Source organism: uncultured Jatrophihabitans sp. (assembly GCF_964251945.1).
Lineage (GTDB): Bacteria > Actinomycetota > Actinomycetes > Mycobacteriales > Jatrophihabitantaceae > Jatrophihabitans.
Window position 1 is genome coordinate 129,341 of sequence record NZ_CAXULP010000006.1, and the last position, 16,703, is coordinate 146,043.

Below are 16,703 nucleotides of genomic sequence, written 5' to 3' on the forward strand. Positions count from 1 at the left end.
TGTTGACATGGGTCAAGTCGAGCTGGTCGGGCCGGTGGACGAGGCGGTGGGTTACGTGCTCAAGCAGGCGGCCACCGCCCTAAGAGCGGCGATGGACGTCGCGTTGCGCCCGCTGGAGCTGACGGTTCCGCAGTACTCGTGCCTCGAGCTGCTCGGTCAGCGGTCGGGACTGTCCGGCGCCGAGCTGGCGCGAGGCACGTTCGTCACCCGCCAGTCCATGAACCTGGTGCTGCAAGGACTACAGCAGCGAGGGCTGCTGACCCGACCAACCACTCCCGACCACGGCAAGGCACTGCCTACCGAGCTCACCGCGGCCGGCCGCAGGCAGCTCAAAGCCGCCAGCGTCGCCGTGCGCGCCGTCGAAAAGCAGATGCTCACATCGCTGAGCGCCGGCGCCCAGCGTCGGCTACGTGCCGATCTCGCCCGCTGCGTCGCCGCTCTGAACGACAACCGAACCCCGCCCAACAGTCGGTGACGAGGTCAACCGCCCCTCACCCCTTGCTCGGCAGGCGGACCGATCACAAGACCGAACCTCGACCCGACCGTGAGCCGACCTCAGCTGTCGACGGTGTTGTTGGCGAGTGTCACGGCGTCGTGGGTCAGGGCGCGGCCGGTGAGCGCCGCGCCGTCGCCGAGCGTCACCGCTCCGGCCGACATGATGGTGCCGGCGAAGGTCGACGAGGCGCCGGTGTTGGTTGCGCCGGCGACCTGCCAGAACACGTTCGAGGCCCGCGCGCCGTTGGTCAGCACGACGTGGCTGCTGGCAGCCGTGTTCAGCGCGGCGCCGACCTGGATGATGAACACCGCATCGGGGTCGCCCTGCCCGTCGAGGGTGAGCGTGCCGGTGAGGGCGAACGCGGCCGCGGTGTGGTGCACCCCCTCGTGATAGGTCTGTCCGTTCTGGTCGCCTGCGAACTCGCTGCTCGGCGTGCGCTGCGCCGCGTCGGCGTAGGCCAGCACGAGGGCGGACTGCGCCTGGTCCGCTTGCGAGTCCCCGGCATGGGTGGCGCCGCCGACCGTGCCCGGTGGGAACCCGGTCACCGCGGCGCCGGGACTCACGCCCAGGTCGCCGCTGAGGGCGGTGAATCCCGTTCCGACGACAGCGGTGCCGGCGAGCACGGAGTACGTGCCGGCAGCGCCGAGCGACACAGCGCCGGGATTGACCTCGATCGTCAGCGTCTGCCGCGCGGAGCCCGCGTTGCCCGCCGCGTCGCGCACCGTCGCCGTGACCAGGTGGTCGCCGGCGGTCAGGGCCGCCGACGCGACGTCCCACGTGCCGTCCGAGTGGACGGGGCTGGTGAGGGTCTGTCCCGCGACCGTGACCGTCACCGTGCGGCCGATCGCGGCGTTGGTGGCGCCGCTGATCGTCGGCGTCGTGTCCTTGGTCTCGAGCGCCGCCGCGCCGTCGATCGAGATGGTGGGCGATGCAGCGTCGCTGAAGCTGATGGTGTTGCCGGCGAGCGTGACGTGGTCCTGCGACAAGGCCCGGCCGATCAGCTGCGCGCCCGCCCCGAGGGTGATGGCGCCGGCGGCCATGATCGTCCCGGCGAAGCTCGACGAGGCGCCGGTGCCGGCGGCGCCGAGCACCTGCCAGAACACGTGCGAGGCCTGGGCGCCGTTGACCAGCACGACATGGCTGGCGGCGGCCGTGTTCAGCGCCGCGCCAACCTGGAAGACGAACAGCGAGTTGGGATCGCCCTGCCCGTCCAGGGTCAGCGTTCCGGTCAGCGCGAACGCGGCGCCGGTGTGATAAACGCCGGGGGCGAAGGTCTGGCCGCCCTGATCGCCGGCGAACTGGGCGTCCGCGCTGCGCTGCGCCGCGTCGTCATAGGCGTCCGACAGATCCGACTGCGCCGCGGCGGCCGCCGCGTCGTCGGCGTCGACGTCGCCGGCGACGGTGCCCGGCGGGAACCCGATGATCGTGCTGCCGGGGCTCGGGTCGACGCCGAGATCGCCGCTGATAGTGGTGGGGCCGGTGTTCGTGACGCCGGTCGCCGCCAGCACGGAGTACGACCGGGCGTTGCCGAGCGGGGGGCCCCCGGCGGACGGGTCGACCTTGGTGACGCTCGCGCTCGTCGTGACGCGGACGTTTCCAGCCCGGTCGCTCACGAGGTACCGGTAGCGATAGCACGAGCCGTCGGCCACCGTCTCGTCGACGTACGGCGACGTCGGGTCGGCCGCGCCGAGGTCGGCGAAGCCGGCGAACACGCCGCAGACGCCGTCGGCCAGGGCGGCTTCGGCCCGCTGCAGCTGGGCGCCCGCGATGCCCGAGGCGGCGTCCGTCCCGGCGGCGAAGCTGATCGGGACGGACTCGTCGGCCAGGTAGCCGTCCGGGTAGCTGATGGCACCCGCAGTGGGCGGGTCGGAGTCGTCGACGAAGGCGAGCGTGGACGTGGCGGAGTTGCCCGCGGCGTCGCGGCCGGTCACGTCCTCGGTCGGCGAACCGGTGGTGCCGGCGGCCCAGCTGAACGGGTTCGAGACGTACGGGCCGCCGGCGGGCGAGGATTCGGTTGACGGGGTGTGGGCCCAGCCGGTGTCGTCGCCGGCCAGCGCGGTGGTGGTGCTCGAGGCTGGTCCCGAGGACGAATCGGCGACGGCGTTGGTCAGGGCGAACGACCCGGCAGCGACGCCCCGGTAATAGATCGTGGCACCCTCCTGCACCGCGTTTCCGGCGCCGACCGTGGTCGTGATCGCGTTGGCCGGCAGAGTCGAATCGGTCGTGACCGCGTCGCCGAGCGGGCTCTCGGCGCCGCTCCAGTGGGCGCCGAGCACCGGCGTGACGGTGTACGCCCAGCTCCCGTCCGGCAGCGCGGCCTCCATGCAGCTGGTGTCGGCGACGACGCCGGCGCAACCGGCCCCGACGGGCTGGGCGGTCAGGGTCGCGGTGTCGTAGCGGGCGATCCGGTAGCCGCCGACCGGGTCGCCGGAGGCCGTGGTGCTGGCCGCCCAGCTGACCGTGACGTCGCCCCTGGCGGCAACAGACGAAGGCGTGGCGCCCCGGTCGAGCGTGGTGGCGGCCGCAGCGCCGTTGCCGCGCGAGTTGGCGCCGACGCTCCAACTCGCGGCCGCGACGCCGGACATCGCGACTAAGAAGACAGTGGCCGCGGCAAGCAGCCGGCTCGAGCGCGTCATCAGCCGGCCGACAGATAGACGGTGAACTGCGCGCCCTGGCAGGCGTCGACCGCGTCGACGCTCATGGTCAGCGCGTTCGGCAGCGTGATCGCGAGCGTGCCGTCCGTGCCGCCGACCCTGGCCGGCACGCGCCAGCCCGCGCCGGCGTTGATCTGCGTCGTGAAGCTCAGGCTGGACACCGCGCAGCCGGCGTGACCGGAATCGACGGCGAACCCGCCGGCGCCTTGGGCGGTGTCGAGCGTCAGCGAGGCGATGATGACGGCCGTGTCGTTCGGGCTCGTCGCGACGGTCTCGACGGCTGCCTGACCGCCGGGGTAGAGCGTGTCGGTCGGGGTGCCCGACGTGAGCGTCACGGCAAGCGCGGACCCGGTCGTGGCCGCGCCGGTGCCGTGGCCGGCGCCGGACCAGTAGGCGTGGGCTACGACTGCGACGCCGACCAGGGCCGCGACGGCGAGGGCGGCGATGAGCGAGCGGGCGCGCGTCATGTGCCGACCCGCGACGAGCTGACGTAGCGCAGGCTGACGACGGCGCCCTGGCAGGCGTCCTGGTTGACAGCCCTGTTGCGGAACCCGATCCGCGCGCCGGCGAAGTCGGCGGACGCGCCGGCGGCAAGCGTCCGGGACACCGGCATGACCGCGTCGAGCAGGACGTAGTCGGCCGGGGTGCACGTGCCGGTCGACTGCGCGGTCACCAAGGTGATGCTGACCGTCACGGTGGCGACGAAAGCGCTGGCCGAGCCGCTATTGGTGATGACGCCGGCGATGGCGGCCGGAGCGACGCGCGGCGCCAGCCCGGACATGGTGGAGGTCTGCACGATCCGCAGGTGCGCCGAACCCGCCGGCGACGGGGTCGATGTCGGCCTCGGGGTCCGCGTCGGCGACTGCGTCGGCGTCGGCGTCCGCGTCGTCGTCGGCGTCCGCGTCGTCGTCTGGACCGGAATCCCGCCCGACGGGCAGTCGGCGGAGGCGGCCCGGGCCTTGGCGGTGAGCGCGTCGCCGGTGAACATCGCGCCGGTCAGCGCCAGCAACAGCAGGATCGCCGTCCCCGTGCCGGCCCGACCGCGAGTCGTGCCGGCGCGACCGCGCCGGGACAGCACGAGCAGCACGCCGCCGGTGACGAGCAACGCGGCGCCCATCGTGATCACCCAAGCGACGGGCGCGCCGGTGCCGGCCAGCGACGAGCAGCTCACGGCAATCAGCTGGCGACGAAGTAGAGCGGGACGCTGACGCCCTGGCAGGCATCCTGGTTCAGGCCGGTGTCGTTCATCGAGACCGAGACGGCGCCATCGCTGGTGCCGCCGGCGACGATCTCGCCGAAGCCGACGACCGGAGTCGCGACGGTGTAGTCGTCGGCCGAGCAGCCGGGAACGGCCGTCCAAGCGCTGCCGTCCGCGTTGGCGATCGTGGCGGTGACGGCGGACAGCAGTTGTTCGCCCGCCCCCGGATTGGTGACGGTGAACGGGACGGACTCTGCGCCGCCCCCGGGGGCCAGCGGCCCGCCGGTCGGGGTGCCGCCCGCGACGGTGAACCCGGTGCTGGTTCCGGTCGTGGCGGCGCCGGTGCCGGTGCCGTCAGCAGTCCAGTACGCGAAGCTGATGCCGCCGCCGACGGCGATGACTGCGGCCGCGGCGACAAACGCGGCGAGACGCCGTTTTCGGGTGAGCACGAAGCGCATGACGCAGCTCGATCCGTTCGGGGTGGCACGCAATCGAGCGGCTCGTTCCCCCGAGCGGGCTACGTCAGCGACGTGTGGGCCTCATCCAGCCCTGCGACGAAGCTAACAGATTCTTTACTTGGGGTCAATCGGGCGCATTGCTTCGCTCCACAACGTCGCCGCAGCCCCTGCGGCCGTCAGCTGACGAGCGCGGCTTCGATCGCCTCGATCAGTTGCGGGTTGTCCGGGGTGACGCTGGGCGCGAACCGCGCCGTCGTGTCGATCGGAATGGACTGCAGAGAGGTCATCGAGGGACGACTCCGTAGGCGGCGATCGGGTGTTCGGCCGCGACTCTTGGACGCTCGCTCAGCCGGTACGCCGCCGCCGCAAGAACGGGTCGGACAGCGACGGCGGCACGTATCCCTTGTCGAAGTCGGCCAGCGTCGTTCCCGTACGACCCTGGCCGACGACGCGGCGCGCAGCCTCGGCCGTTACCGTCGCGCAAGAGCGCTGAGTGCAGCGCGGGAGCAGACAGGGGCGTCGCGATCGAGCCACGTGTGCTGGGACTTCCGGCCGGTCTGCCGCTGACCGGCGAGCGGACGGCGCCGGACGTCCCGGCGGAGAACTATTGGTTCCGCCGCCACCAGGCGGCCTACGCCTGGGCGGTCCAGCACGCTCGCGGCCGGCGGGTGCTCGAGGTCGGTTGCGGCGAGGGTTACGGCGCCGACACCCTCGCCGCCGTCGCCACGCGGGTCGTCGGCGTCGACTACGACGCGCTCGCGGTGGCGCACGCCGCCCGGCGCTACTCCCGGCCGCGCTTCGTCCGTGCCAACCTGGCCGCGTTGCCGGTGCGCACCGGCTCGGTCGAGCTCGTGGCGACGCTGCAGGTGGTCGAGCATGTGTGGCACCACGGCCAGTTCCTGCGGGAGTGCCGCCGAGTGCTCGCCGCCGGCGGGCTGGTGCTGGTCACCACCCCGAATCGGCTCACCTTCTCCCCCGGCCGGGAGACGCCGCTGAACCCGTTTCACACCGTCGAGTTCAGCGCGGCTGAGCTGCTCGACCTGCTCGCCCGCTGCGGTCTCGAAGCGTCGTTCGTCGGCGGCCTACACGCCGGCCCGCGGATCGCGGAGTTGGACGCGGCGCACGGCGGATCACTGGTCGACGCGCAACTTGCCGCCCCGCCGGACGAGTGGCCGGCCGCGCTCGCAGCCGCTGTCGCCGCGGTGCGCAGCGAGGACTTCGCGGTGCTCGACGCCGCCGCGCACGACGTCGACCTGGCGCTGGACCTGGTGATGCTGGCCGCCCCGGCAGGCGCGCCCGACCGGCGCGCGGCAGGATTCGTCGGATGAGCGACGACGAGCAGCTGACCCACCGCTCCGCGACCCAGCTGGCCGCCGACATACGCGAAGGTACGGTCACGTCCGCCGAGGTCGTCGAGGCGCACATCGCAGTGCTGCAACGCCTCGGGCCGCTGCACGCCGTGGCGGCCGAGCGCTACGCGCTGGCCCGCGACGAGGCCGCCGCCGCGGACAAACGCGTGGCCGACGGCGGGGCCGGCCTGCCGCCGCTGCACGGCGTTCCCGTCACGATCAAGGAGATGCTCGCGGTTGAGGGCATGCCGAACACCGGCGGCTATCCGCACCGTCGCAAGCACCGGGCGGCGCGGGACGCCACCGTCGTGCGCCGCCTGCGCGACGCCGGCGCGATCGTGCTCGCCGTGGGCAACACCGCGGGCGCGTTCGTCTGGTTCGAGTCGAACAACTGGCTCTACGGCCGCGCCGCGAACGCCTACGACCCGAGCCGCACGGCGGGCGGCTCGACCGGCGGCGACGGCGCGATCGTGGGGTCCGGCGGGGCGCCGGTTGCGCTCGGCTCGGACCTCGGCGGCTCGGTGCGCATCCCCGCCTATCTCAACGGCGTGTTCGGCCACCTGCCGTCGCCCGGCCTGGTGCCGCTGACCGGCCATTACCCCGTGCCGGAGGGCGCCGTGCGCCGCATGCTGTACCCGGGCGTGCTCGCGCGCCGCGCCGAGGACCTCGCGCCGGTGCTGCGGATCATCGCCGGTCCGGACGGCGTCGACGAGTGGGTCACCGAGCAGCCGCGGATCGGCGACCCGGCGACGGTGGCCATCGACGGACTGCCGGTCGTCGTCTCCTACGACACCGTGACGCCGTTGCGACCGGTGCTCCGGGCGGCGGTCGACCGCGCCGCCGAGGCGCTGGCCGCGCGAGGCGCGCAGGTGCGCGAACAGTCGCTGCGCCAGTTGCGCGGGGCGTTCGCGCAGTTCACCGCAGTCGTGTCCGCCGAGATCGACTTCCTGGCGTCCTGGGAGGGCATCTTCGCCCCGTCCGCAGAGAAATCGGCTATGGGGAAGCCGGCTGCGTCGCCGCCGCTGCTCGTCCGTGCGCCCGCGGCGCTGCTGAAGGTGCTGGAGGCGACCCCGGTGCGCCACGCGCGCAAGCTCGCCGTCGGCCGGCTCGTCGACGCCGCCCGCCGCGCGCAGGACGAGATCGCCGAGGTCATCGGCGAGGGAGCGCTGCTGTACCCGCCGTTCCCGCGCGAGGCGCCCAAGCACCGGCGCACGCTGGGCCAGCCTTGGCTCGCGATCAACACGGCGATGTTCAACCTCTACGGCCTGCCGGCCACCCAGGTGCCGCTCGGCATCGGGCCGTCCGGCTTCCCGCTCGGGCTGCAAGTGGCGGCGGCGCCGAACCACGACCACGTCTGCATCGCGGTCGCCCGGGAGCTCGAGCGCGCGTTCGGCGGCTGGGTCGACCCCGCAGACCTGTGACGCCAGCTCGTGAGCCGGCGGCGCGTCAGGCGGCGTGCGCGCCAACCGCTGCCTGCGGACGCGGCGCGTCACGCGTGCGGAGCCCGGACAACGTGAGCGGCACGCCGATCGCCAGGGCGATCGCGGCCAGCACGAGCAGATAACCGGACGGGTCGCTCGTGGCGGTGTCGACGCCGGCATTGGGCAACCCGGCGCACGAGACATGGGCATGGCCGCTGAACGGGGCGACAAATGAGCCGATCTGAGTCGTCGCCTTGGTTCCTCGCTGCTCGGGGGTGACAGACAGCCGCACGCTCTCGCCGGCCAAGTTGGTCAACGTGCAACGCAGCGCAGAAGGCGCGACGCCGCGAGCGATCTCCTGATCCACGCCGCCGGCCAACCCCAGCCAGTACGTCGAACCGCGGGCGAGCACGACCTCGCGCGGCGGCGTCCCCGAGCCGTACGCATGGTGTTCGCCGCGCAGGACGACGGCGCCCAGCACCCACGCGATCGCGCCGACGGCGATCAGCAGGGCGCCGACGGCGGTGGCGCGGCCTGATCGGCGACCGCGCTGGTAAGGCAGCTGGGTCACGGGGAAAAGCGTAGTCAGCCCTTGCGGCGGCGGTCCCTGATGACGCGCGCCGGCACGCCGACCGCCACCGAGTAGGGCGGAACGTCGTGGGTCACCACCGCGTTCGCGCCCACCACCGAGCCGCGGCCGACCACGACGCCGCGCGTGATCGTCGCCTTGGTCCCGATCCAGACGTCGGGCTCGATGCGCACCCGCGATTTGACGATGCCCTGGTCCTTGATCGGCATGCTGAGGTCAGCGAACTTGTGGTCGAAGTCGGAGACGTAGATATCGTCGGCGAACAGTGCGGCGGCGCCGATCTCGATGTCGAGGAAACAGTTCACCGACACGTTGCGGCCGAGCACCGCCTTGTCGCCCACCGTCAGCGTGCCCTCGTGGCAGCGCAGCGCAGTGTGCGCGCCGAGGTGCAGCCAGCGGCCCAGCACGATGCGGGCGTGCCCCGGCCGCGCCTGCACCTGCGCGCCGCGGTCGAAGAACACGAAGCCGCGCGTGACGACGTGCGGGTTCGCGAGTTTGAAGCGGAAGAAGCGCCAGTACCGCACGAGATGCCACGGCTTGTAGGCGCGGTGGCGCAGCACCCAGCGCAGCGAGGCGAGCGTGAGGAACCGCGCGCTGCCGAGTTCTGGATCGGGACGCCGCAGCATCACGATCCGAGCCCGACCGGAGCGAGGCCGAGCGGGGCGAGCAGGTCGGCCGGCGTCGCGCAGACCTCGCGCGCGCCGGCGCGAGCGAGCTCAGCTTCGCCTCCGTAGCCCCATGCCGCGCCCAGGCAGTCGATGCCGTGCGCGCGGGCGCCGTACACGTCATGCTCGCGGTCGCCGATCATGATCACCGACTCGGCCGGCGGGTTGCCGAGCCGGCGCAGCACCTTCGCGATGACGAGCGCCTTCGTCGACAGCGAGCCGTCCAGCTCGTCGCCGCCGACGGTCGCGAAATGCTCCGCGAGACCGAGCCGCTCGACGATCGGCGTCGCGTAGTGCTCGGGCTTGCTGGTGGCGACGGCGAGCGTGCGGCCGGCGCGGCGCGCGGCGGACAACACGTCGTCGACGCGGCGTAGACGGTCGTGTCGAACATGCCGCCCGCGCCGTAGCGCTCGCGGTAGGCGGCGATGACGTCGCCAAGTTTGACGTCGCCGATCAGCCGCGGCAGCGACTCGTAGAACGGCGGGCCGAGCAGCGCGCGCTCGGTGTCCGGATCGAGCTGCGGCAGGCCATGCGCCGCGAACGCGTGCCGCAGGGCGGCGAGGATCCCCGGCGCGGAGTCCGACAGTGTGCCGTCGAGGTCGAACAGGACGACGTCTGCTGCCACGAGCGGCAAGGTAGCAGCCGAAGCCGGCCCGGCCCGACCGGCTGACTGGCCGCCTTGCTTGGCTGGGCGTCCGGGCGACCCGACGAGCAGCCACTCTCTGCTGTAGGACTGTGTTACCGCGGTAATACAGTCCTACAGCAGAGCATCCACGATGGCGTGGACGCCCGGCAGCAGGTCACGCCGGCTTGCGGCCGGTGATCTCGGCGTTGTAGAACAGCCCGCGCGGCACGATGCCCTCGAGGCTCGCGTCCAGGCGCGACAGCCGCTGCCAGCCGCGCAAGGCGAAATTGGCCCAGCGCATGCCCAGCTTCTCCCGCGGGACCGCGCACTCGAACGTCCGAACCGGCCAGCCGAACCACGACGCGAGCAGCTCCGACGTCACCACCCGCACCTGCGTGGCGCCAGCGTCGCGGGCCAGCTGTTCGAGTTCGGCGGGCACGAACGTGTGGATGTCCACGACCGCCTCGAGCGCCGCCGCCCGGGACGACTCGTCCAGCTCGACCTGCGGACGCCGCCAGGCGGCCAGCGCCGACAACCGAGTGGCGTGCGTGGCCGCCCACCACGTGAGCCGCGACAGCCGACGCGCCACGATGTCGCCGTGCCGGGTCGGCTCGCCGGCGAAGACGAACCGGCCGCCGGGCTTGAGCACTCGCAGCACCTCGCGGAACGCTCGGTCGAGGTCGGGGATGTGGTGCAGCACTGCGTGCCCGATGACGATGTCAAAGGCGCCGTCGTCGTAGGGCAGCCGCTCGGCGTCGGCAACCTCGCCGTGCACCTCGAAGCCGAGGGATCGGGCGTTGCGCTTGGCCACCTCGACCATGCCCGGGCTCAGGTCGGTGACGTGGCCTTCGTCGATGACGCCCGCCAGCTTGAGATTCAACGTGAAGAAGCCGGTGCCGCAGCCGAGCTCCAGCGACGTCGGATACGGCCAGCCGCCGACGCCCGCGACATGGGCGAACCGGTCGCGGGCGTAGTCGATGCAGCGCTGGTCGAACGAGATCGACCACTTCTCGTCATACGTGCCCGCCTCCCAGTCGTGATAGAGGACGTTCGCCAGCTTCTTGTCGTGCCAGGCGGCCTCGACCTCGTCGGCCGTCGCGTGCGGATGCGGCAGCGGGCGTGGTAGCGCGGTCACGAGAAGACGGCCTTGCCCGGGCCGTTCTCGAGGAACGACTGCATGCCGATCGTCCGATCCTGCGTGGCGAACAGCGCGGCGAACAGGTGCGACTCGAGCCGCAGGCCGCTCGCCAGGTCGCCGTCCAGGCCGCCGTCGACGGCGGCTTTCGCCGCGGCCAGCGCCAGCGCCGGGCCCTTCGCGAACTTCGCCGCCATCTTCAGCGCGGTGGGGTACACCTCGGCCTTCGGAGCGATCGCGTCGACGAGGCCGATCTCGAGCGCTTCGGCGGCGCCGACGAACCGGCCGGTGTAGATGAGGTCCTTCGCCCGCGCCGGGCCGATCAGCCGCGGCAGCCGCTGCGTGCCGCCCGCGCCCGGGATGATGCCGAGCAGGATCTCCGGCTGCCCCCAGCGCGCGTCGTCGGCGCTGATCCGGAAGTCGGCGGTCAGCGCGAGCTCGCAGCCGCCGCCGAGGGCGAAGCCGGTCACTGCGGCGATCACCGGCTTGGGAATGCGCGCGAGCGCGTCGAGGGCGGACGTCAGACGCGCCGCGTCGCGGGCCATGTAGGCGTGGTCCTGGTTGGCGAACTCCTTGACGTCGGCGCCCGCGGCGAACACCCGCTCGCCGCCGAACAGCACGACGGCGCGGACGCTCGGATCAGCGGCGACCTGCCCGGCGGCGGCGCGCAGCTGCTCCTGCAACTCGGTGTTCAGCGCGTTCATCGGCGGCCGGTCGAGCCGAATCGTCGCGACGCCCGCCGGCGCCTGCGCCGAGCCGTCGCCAATCTCGACCCGCACAAACTCGTTCGCCATCGCGCGCCTTCCCGATAGGTTCCACGGCTCAGCGGAGCCTACGGTGTGACGCGAACACTGCCGTCGAAGGAGAGCGCGTGCCCAGTCTCGGCCGGATCGAGCAACTGCCCGCCGTCAAGGCGATCGGCATCCAGTTTCTGAAGGCGCACCAGGAGGTGTACGTGCGCAGCGGCGGCCGGATCGGCCATCGGCTCTTCGGCACCCGCAACCTGATTCTGCGCACGGTCGGCGCGAAGACCGGCGCGCAGCGGGTGAACGCGCTGACCTATGCCCCGGACGGGGACAGCTTCGTGATCGTCGCGTCGAACGGCGGCGCGGCGAAGTCGCCTGGCTGGTATCACAACCTGCGCGCCCGGCCGGAGACGGAGGTCCAGGTCGGCACCCGGCGCATCCCGGCGCGGGCCAAGGTCGTGCTCGGCGACGACCCGGACCGCGATCGGTTGTGGCGGCTGGTGAACGCCCACAACGACAACCGCTACCGCGGCTACCAGCGGGCGACCGACCGGGTCATCCCGATCGTGGTCCTCAGCCCGCGCTGATCGGCGCGCGTCGGACGCCCGCCGGACGGTCCGCCGGTCAGCCGTCCGCCGGTCAGCCGTCCGCCGGTCAGCCGTCCGCCGGTCAGCCGTCCGCCGGTCAGCCGGCGTCGACGGCGCGTGCGGACCAGCGTCCGTCGCGGCGGTCCACGTCCAGCGCCAGGCCGAACGTCTCCGAGAGAGCGCGCGCGGTCAGCACGTCGCGAGCCAGCCCGGCGGCGACGGCCTTGCCGCCGCGCAGCAGCAGCACGTGGGTGATGCCCGGCGGCAATTCTTCGACGTGATGGGTGACCAGCACGGACGCCGGCGAGTCAGGGTCGGCGGCGAAGCGGGTGAGCCGACGCAACAGGTCCTCGCGACCGCCGAGGTCCATGCCCGCGGCCGGCTCGTCCAGCAGCAGCAGCTCGGGGTCGGTCATCAGCGCGCGCGCGATCTGGACCCGCGCGCGCTCCCCCTGGCTCAGCGTGCCGAAGGTGCGCTCGCCGAGGTCGCCGACCCCCATGCGTTCCAACAAGCTCGTCGCGCGGCGGACGTCGTGTCGACCGTATGCCTCGCGCCAGCGGCCGATGACGGAATACCCGGCGCTCACGACGACGTCGGTGACGAGCTCCTGGGCCGGGATCCGGTCGGCGAGCGCCGAACTGGCCAGCCCGATCCGCGGTCGCAGGTCGAACACGTCGACGCCGCCGAGCCGCTCGCCGAGGATCCGGACCTCGCCGGCGGACGGATGCAGCCGGGCGGCGGCGATCTGCAGCAGGGTGGTCTTGCCGGCGCCGTTGGGGCCCAGCACCGCCCAGCGCTCGTCTTCCTCGACCGTCCAGTCGATCGCGTCCAACAGCACCTTCGCCCCGCGGCGCACCGTGACGGCGTCGAACTGCACGACGGCGTCCGGATTGGGCTCGACCACGGCACCATCAAAGCGCACCGCCGTCATGCCCTGCGCGCGCTATAGCGCGCGTGGAGCATGACGGGGCACCTCAAAGCGGCGGCCGCGGAGCGCTGGCTCAGTCGGCTGGGCCGGTCGCGAGGGTGACGGTCGCGCTGTGCGTCGCGCCGGCAGCGTCGGTCCAGGTCACGCGCACCGACGAGCCTGGCTTGTGCCCGAGCAGCGCCGTCTTGAGCGAAGCCGCGGAAGTGACGGACTTGTCGCCGACGCCGGTGATCACCGAGCCGGAGGAGATGCCGGCGTTGGCGGCCGGTCCGCCGTCCAGCAGCCGGGTCACCGCGGCCCCGCTGCCGTTGGAGTCGGCCACCGACACCCCGATGAACCCGGGCAGGCCGATGTGGACCGTTGACGTCTGCACCCCCGACTCGATCTCGGCGGCGACCGAGAGCGCCTTGTCGATCGGGATGGCGTACGCGGTGGTCTCGCCCGCCGACCCGGCGCCGGCGCCCGAGCCGGCGCCGAGCCCGCCCTGGCCGGTCGCGGTCGAGGCCGCGGTGTTCATGCCGATGATCTCGCCGCTCGCGTCGTACATCGGGCCGCCCGAGTCGCCGGAGATGATGCCGGCGTCGACGCCGATCAGGCCGGTCAGCTTCTCGGCGTTCTGCCCATCTTCGTCGGTGGCGGTGATCGACTGGTTCAGGGCGGTCACCGAGCCCTTCGCCGCCCGCAGGGTGCCCGTTCCGCCGGCGTTGCCGACGCCGGTGATGGCGTCGCCGGTCGCGACGTCAGAGGAGTCGCCGACCTTCGCGGTCTGCAGCCCGGACGCGTTGGTCAGCTGCAGCACCGCGATGTCGTCGCTGGGATCGGTGCCGACGACCGAGGCCCGGTATGACTTGCCGGTCGAGGCGACCGTGACCGTGACGCTCGTCGCGCCGGCGATCACGTGGTTGTTGGTGAGCACCTCGCCGTCAGAGGTGAGGATCATGCCGGTGCCGGCGCTCTCCGCGCTCTGGTACTTCAGCACCGACACCACGGTGACAACGCCCTTCTGCTGCGCGCTCGTCGCGACCGCCGCGCTGGTGGTGCCCCCGCCGGCGCCGGTGCCGCCACCCGGGAAGATGCCGCCGTTCGGCGTCAGCCCGCCGTTGCCCGACCCGGTCCCGCCGGAGCCGGTCCCGCCGGAGCCGGTCCCGCCGGAGCCGTTGATTGAGGGGAGCACCGAACCGGAGCCCGCGAGGCTGCCGGACGACGCGACGTCGTTGCCGATCGCCACTCCGCCCGCGACGAGCCCGGCGGCGACGAGCGCAGCGCCGACCCCCAGCGCAGCGCGGCGACGCCGGCGCGGGCGGCTCGGCGCGGCCGCGGGCGGGGCCCAGCCGTAGGACGTCGCGTAGATGGCTGTCGCGTACGGCGAGCCGTAGCCGGCCGTCCCGTGCGGTGAGCCGTAGCCGGCGGTCCCATAGGGCGAGCCGTAGCCGGCCGCGCCATAGGCCGTGCCGTAGCCACCCGGCCCGTACAGCTGGGTCGAGCCGTAGCCGGCCGCGCCATGGTCCGTGCCATAGCCAGCCGGCCCGTACAGCTGGGTCGAGCCGTCGGGGTCTATCGGGCGCTGGTCGGCGGCGTCGCCGAGTGGGTCGTTCGTCGTCATGAGTTCAGAAAACCCGTCCGGCCCAGTGTTGAACTGAGCGCTGTCCATGAGATGTCTGAGAATACCGGGCCACGCTGGCGATACTGCGCGATCCACTACTGTCCGATCGGTGCAACCCGAGCGAACCCCCGCTCTCGCCGCCCGTCTTCCGCGCGCGTGGCCCGGGACGCCGTTCCCGCTCGGCGCCCACTGGGACGGCGACGGCACGAACTTCGCGCTCTGGTCCACCACCGCGACGGCAGTGACGGTGTGCCTGTTCAACGGCCAGCACGAAGTGCGAATTCCGCTGGACGAGTCGACGTATCGCGTCTGGCACGGCTACTTGCCGGAGGTCGGCCCGGGGCAGCGGTATGGCTACCGCGTCGACGGGCCGTACGACCCGCGGCGCGGACTGTTCCACAACCCGAACAAGCTGCTGGTGGACCCCTACGCCCGAGCCCTGGAAGGCGACTTCGTCGACCATCCTGCGACGTACTCGGACAACCCGGCCGACTCCGCGCCCTACGCGCCGCGCTCGGTGATCATCCACGGCGCGTTCCCGTGGGGCGGCGACCTGCCGCCGCGGGTGCCCTGGGCGGACACCGTGATCTACGAGCTGCATGTCAAAGGTTTCACCTATAACCACCCCGGCATACCGCCGGAGTTGCGCGGCACATATGCCGGCCTCGCGCACCCGGCGGCGATAGACCACCTCATCCGACTCGGCGTCACCGCGGTCGAACTGCTGCCGATTCACCAGTTCGTGTCCGAGCCGCACCTGCAGCGCCGCGGCGCGCGCAACTACTGGGGCTACAACTCCCTCGGCTTCTTCGCCCCGCACGAGCAGTACGCGTCTCGCCCGGGAAACCAGGTGCGCGAGTTCAAGTCGATGGTCCGGGCGCTGCACAAGGCCGGCATCGAGGTGATCCTGGACGTCGTCTACAACCACACGGCCGAGGGCGGCCCGGACGGTCCGCTGCTGGAGTTCCGCGGCATCGACAACGGCTCGTACTACCGACTCGACGACAACTGCGACTACGTCGACTACACCGGCTGCGGCAACACCTTCGACCCGCGCCGGCCGTTCCCGCTGCAGCTGATCACCGACTCGCTGCGGTACTGGATCACCGAGATGCACGTGGACGGGTTCCGCTTCGACCTCGCGTCCGCGTTAGCGCGCTCGCTGCACGACGTCGACAAGCTGTCCTCGTTCTTCGACACCATCCACCAGGACCCGCTCATCGCGCAGGCGAAGCTGATCGCCGAGCCGTGGGACGTCGGCGCCGGCGGGTACCAGGTGGGCGAGTTCCCGCCGCTGTGGACGGAGTGGAACGGCAAGTACCGCGACACCGTGCGGACGTTCTGGGCGCGCGGCGGCGAGGGCGTGCGCGATCTCGCGTCCCGGCTGTCCGGCTCGTCGGACCTCTACGGCGACGACGGCCGGCTGCCCTTCGCGTCGATCAACTTCGTCACGGCGCACGACGGCTTCTCGATGCGCGACCTCGTCTCTTACGAGCGCAAGCACAACGAGGCGAACGGCGAGGGCAACCGCGACGGCACCGACGACAACCGGTCGTTCAACTGCGGCGCCGAGGGCGACCCCGCGCCGCCCGCCGTGCAGACGCTGCGCCGGCGGCAGGCGCGCAACCTGCTGGCGACCCTGCTGCTGTCGACCGGCGCCCCGATGCTGGTGGCGGGCGACGAGATGTGGCGCACCCAGCGCGGCAACAACAACGCCTACGTCCAGGACAACGAGCTGTCCTGGCTCGAATGGGCCGAGGACGAGCCCGCCGCCGACATGCTCGCGCTGGTGCGCCAGCTGCTTGCGTTGCGCCACCGGCACCCGGTTCTTCGCCAGCCCGCGTTCTTCGACGGCCGGCCGATCACCACCGGCGACGGCGACGGGATCGTCAAAGACCTTGCGTGGTTCCATCCCGCCGGCCGCGAGCTGAACCGGGCCGACTGGTTCGACACCGGTCTGCGGACGATGGGGATGTATCTCGACGGGCGCGGGCTGCGGCACCGCGACGTCCGCGGGGAGACGATCACCGACGAGTCTTTTCTGCTGCTGTTGCACGCCGGCGACGCCGACCTGGACTTCCGGCTGCCCGGCAAGCCGTGGGCCGACGGATACGACGTCGTCATCGACACGACGTCCTTCGGCGGCGCGTCCGTCGGCGGAGATGTCGGCGGAGCTGTCCGCGGAGGTGAGCCGTTGGCGATGGCCGCCCGCTCGGTGGTGCTGCTGCAAGTCGTCCGCTGACGCGGGC

General features: G+C 72.4%; 16 protein-coding genes and 2 pseudogenes. 5 read left to right on the plus strand and 13 right to left on the minus strand.

The annotated features are described in order from the left end of the window. Positions 1–7 precede the first annotated feature (7 nt). Entirely contained in the window at positions 8–475 is a 468-nt protein-coding gene (locus ACFFBG_RS13400) for a MarR family winged helix-turn-helix transcriptional regulator (protein ID WP_375479480.1), read from the plus strand. A gap of 80 nt (positions 476–555) precedes the next feature. Here ACFFBG_RS13400 and ACFFBG_RS13405 read toward each other — a convergent pair whose 3' ends face one another. Genes ACFFBG_RS13405 through ACFFBG_RS13420 form a run of 4 tightly spaced genes read right to left on the minus strand, consistent with a single transcriptional unit; the run spans position 556 to position 4,806 of the window. Continuing rightward, positions 556–3,132 (minus strand): ice-binding family protein, encoded by a 2,577-nt coding sequence (locus tag ACFFBG_RS13405; RefSeq protein WP_375479482.1) that lies wholly within the window; start codon positions 3,130–3,132, stop codon positions 556–558. Then, positions 3,132–3,617 (minus strand): hypothetical protein, encoded by a 486-nt coding sequence (locus tag ACFFBG_RS13410; protein WP_375479484.1) that lies wholly within the window; start codon positions 3,615–3,617, stop codon positions 3,132–3,134. The genes ACFFBG_RS13405 and ACFFBG_RS13410 overlap by 1 nt, the downstream gene beginning before the upstream one ends. Next, positions 3,614–4,321 carry a hypothetical protein gene (locus tag ACFFBG_RS13415; RefSeq protein ID WP_375479486.1) on the minus strand — a complete coding sequence of 236 codons (708 nt, stop codon included), beginning with the start codon at positions 4,319–4,321 and terminating at the stop codon, positions 3,614–3,616. The genes ACFFBG_RS13410 and ACFFBG_RS13415 overlap by 4 nt, the downstream gene beginning before the upstream one ends. Before the next feature lie 5 nt (positions 4,322–4,326). Further along, entirely contained in the window at positions 4,327–4,806 is a 480-nt protein-coding gene (locus tag ACFFBG_RS13420) for a hypothetical protein (RefSeq protein WP_375479488.1), read from the minus strand. Between the two features lie 536 nt (positions 4,807–5,342). Here ACFFBG_RS13420 and ACFFBG_RS13425 point away from each other — a divergent pair. Both ACFFBG_RS13425 and ACFFBG_RS13430 read left to right on the plus strand, forming a co-directional pair. Next, entirely contained in the window at positions 5,343–6,134 is a 792-nt protein-coding gene (locus tag ACFFBG_RS13425) for a class I SAM-dependent methyltransferase (RefSeq protein WP_375479490.1), read from the plus strand. Beyond that, on the plus strand, positions 6,131–7,576 hold the full coding sequence (locus ACFFBG_RS13430) for an amidase (RefSeq protein ID WP_375479492.1): 1,446 nt from the start codon (positions 6,131–6,133) through the stop codon (positions 7,574–7,576). The genes ACFFBG_RS13425 and ACFFBG_RS13430 overlap by 4 nt, the downstream gene beginning before the upstream one ends. Before the next feature lie 25 nt (positions 7,577–7,601). On the opposite strand, the gene ACFFBG_RS13435 is transcribed toward ACFFBG_RS13430, so the two are convergent. The 7 genes and pseudogenes from ACFFBG_RS13435 to ACFFBG_RS13465 form a co-directional block, all read right to left on the minus strand. Continuing rightward, entirely contained in the window at positions 7,602–8,147 is a 546-nt protein-coding gene (locus ACFFBG_RS13435) for a hypothetical protein (RefSeq protein ID WP_375479494.1), read from the minus strand. Between the two features lie 14 nt (positions 8,148–8,161). Continuing rightward, entirely contained in the window at positions 8,162–8,791 is a 630-nt protein-coding gene (locus ACFFBG_RS13440) for an acyltransferase (protein WP_375479706.1), read from the minus strand. Further along, positions 8,791–8,973 (minus strand): HAD hydrolase-like protein, encoded by a 183-nt coding sequence (locus ACFFBG_RS13445; protein WP_375479708.1) that lies wholly within the window; start codon positions 8,971–8,973, stop codon positions 8,791–8,793. The genes ACFFBG_RS13440 and ACFFBG_RS13445 overlap by 1 nt, the downstream gene beginning before the upstream one ends. Then, a pseudogene (locus tag ACFFBG_RS13450) lies at positions 8,971–9,336 on the minus strand (haloacid dehalogenase-like hydrolase); the annotation flags it as partial. The pseudogene ACFFBG_RS13450 and the gene ACFFBG_RS13445, both read right to left, overlap by 3 nt. Further along, a pseudogene (locus tag ACFFBG_RS13455) lies at positions 9,291–9,455 on the minus strand (HAD hydrolase-like protein); the annotation flags it as partial. The pseudogenes ACFFBG_RS13450 and ACFFBG_RS13455, both read right to left, overlap by 46 nt. A 175-nt stretch (positions 9,456–9,630) precedes the next feature. After that, complete coding sequence (locus ACFFBG_RS13460; RefSeq protein ID WP_375479496.1) at positions 9,631–10,590, minus strand: class I SAM-dependent methyltransferase; 960 nt, start codon at positions 10,588–10,590, stop codon at positions 9,631–9,633. After that, a complete protein-coding gene (locus ACFFBG_RS13465; RefSeq protein WP_375479498.1) occupies positions 10,587–11,384 on the minus strand; it encodes an enoyl-CoA hydratase/isomerase family protein in 798 nt (265 codons plus the stop codon). The genes ACFFBG_RS13460 and ACFFBG_RS13465 overlap by 4 nt, the downstream gene beginning before the upstream one ends. Positions 11,385–11,461: 77 nt before the next feature. Between ACFFBG_RS13465 and ACFFBG_RS13470 the strand changes: the two genes are divergently transcribed. Beyond that, the gene (locus ACFFBG_RS13470) at positions 11,462–11,923 is read left to right on the plus strand and encodes a nitroreductase family deazaflavin-dependent oxidoreductase (RefSeq protein WP_375479500.1); all 462 of its coding nucleotides are present in this window, start codon (positions 11,462–11,464) and stop codon (positions 11,921–11,923) included. Between the two features lie 97 nt (positions 11,924–12,020). Here the strand turns inward: ACFFBG_RS13470 and ACFFBG_RS13475 are convergent, their stop codons facing one another. Both ACFFBG_RS13475 and ACFFBG_RS13480 read right to left on the minus strand, forming a co-directional pair. Further along, positions 12,021–12,854 carry an ABC transporter ATP-binding protein gene (locus ACFFBG_RS13475; RefSeq protein ID WP_375479502.1) on the minus strand — a complete coding sequence of 278 codons (834 nt, stop codon included), beginning with the start codon at positions 12,852–12,854 and terminating at the stop codon, positions 12,021–12,023. Positions 12,855–12,924: 70 nt separating this feature from the next. Further along, entirely contained in the window at positions 12,925–14,454 is a 1,530-nt protein-coding gene (locus ACFFBG_RS13480) for a S1C family serine protease (protein ID WP_375479504.1), read from the minus strand. Positions 14,455–14,500: 46 nt separating this feature from the next. Here ACFFBG_RS13480 and glgX point away from each other — a divergent pair, with 46 nt between their 5' ends. Next, positions 14,501–16,696: a glycogen debranching protein GlgX gene (gene glgX, locus ACFFBG_RS13485; RefSeq protein WP_375479506.1), complete on the plus strand. Its 2,196-nt coding sequence runs from the start codon at positions 14,501–14,503 to the stop codon at positions 16,694–16,696. Positions 16,697–16,703: the final 7 nt, after the last annotated feature.

Bases quoted from the DNA above. Each gene is read 5' to 3' on its own strand.
- ACFFBG_RS13420 (WP_375479488.1), bottom strand. From the start codon at position 4,806: ATGCGCTTCGTGCTCACCCGAAAACGGCGTCTCGCCGCGTTTGTCGCC.
- glgX (WP_375479506.1), top strand. From the start codon at position 14,501: ATGAGATGTCTGAGAATACCGGGCCACGCTGGCGATACTGCGCGATCC.
- ACFFBG_RS13400 (WP_375479480.1), top strand. From the start codon at position 8: ATGGGTCAAGTCGAGCTGGTCGGGCCGGTGGACGAGGCGGTGGGTTAC.
- ACFFBG_RS13475 (WP_375479502.1), bottom strand. From the start codon at position 12,854: ATGACGGCGGTGCGCTTTGATGGTGCCGTGGTCGAGCCCAATCCGGAC.
- ACFFBG_RS13440 (WP_375479706.1), bottom strand. From the start codon at position 8,791: ATGCTGCGGCGTCCCGATCCAGAACTCGGCAGCGCGCGGTTCCTCACG.
- ACFFBG_RS13465 (WP_375479498.1), bottom strand. From the start codon at position 11,384: ATGGCGAACGAGTTTGTGCGGGTCGAGATTGGCGACGGCTCGGCGCAG.
- ACFFBG_RS13410 (WP_375479484.1), bottom strand. From the start codon at position 3,617: ATGACGCGCGCCCGCTCGCTCATCGCCGCCCTCGCCGTCGCGGCCCTG.
- ACFFBG_RS13405 (WP_375479482.1), bottom strand. From the start codon at position 3,132: ATGACGCGCTCGAGCCGGCTGCTTGCCGCGGCCACTGTCTTCTTAGTC.
- ACFFBG_RS13445 (WP_375479708.1), bottom strand. From the start codon at position 8,973: ATGATCGGCGACCGCGAGCATGACGTGTACGGCGCCCGCGCGCACGGC.
- ACFFBG_RS13430 (WP_375479492.1), top strand. From the start codon at position 6,131: ATGAGCGACGACGAGCAGCTGACCCACCGCTCCGCGACCCAGCTGGCC.
- ACFFBG_RS13480 (WP_375479504.1), bottom strand. From the start codon at position 14,454: ATGACGACGAACGACCCACTCGGCGACGCCGCCGACCAGCGCCCGATA.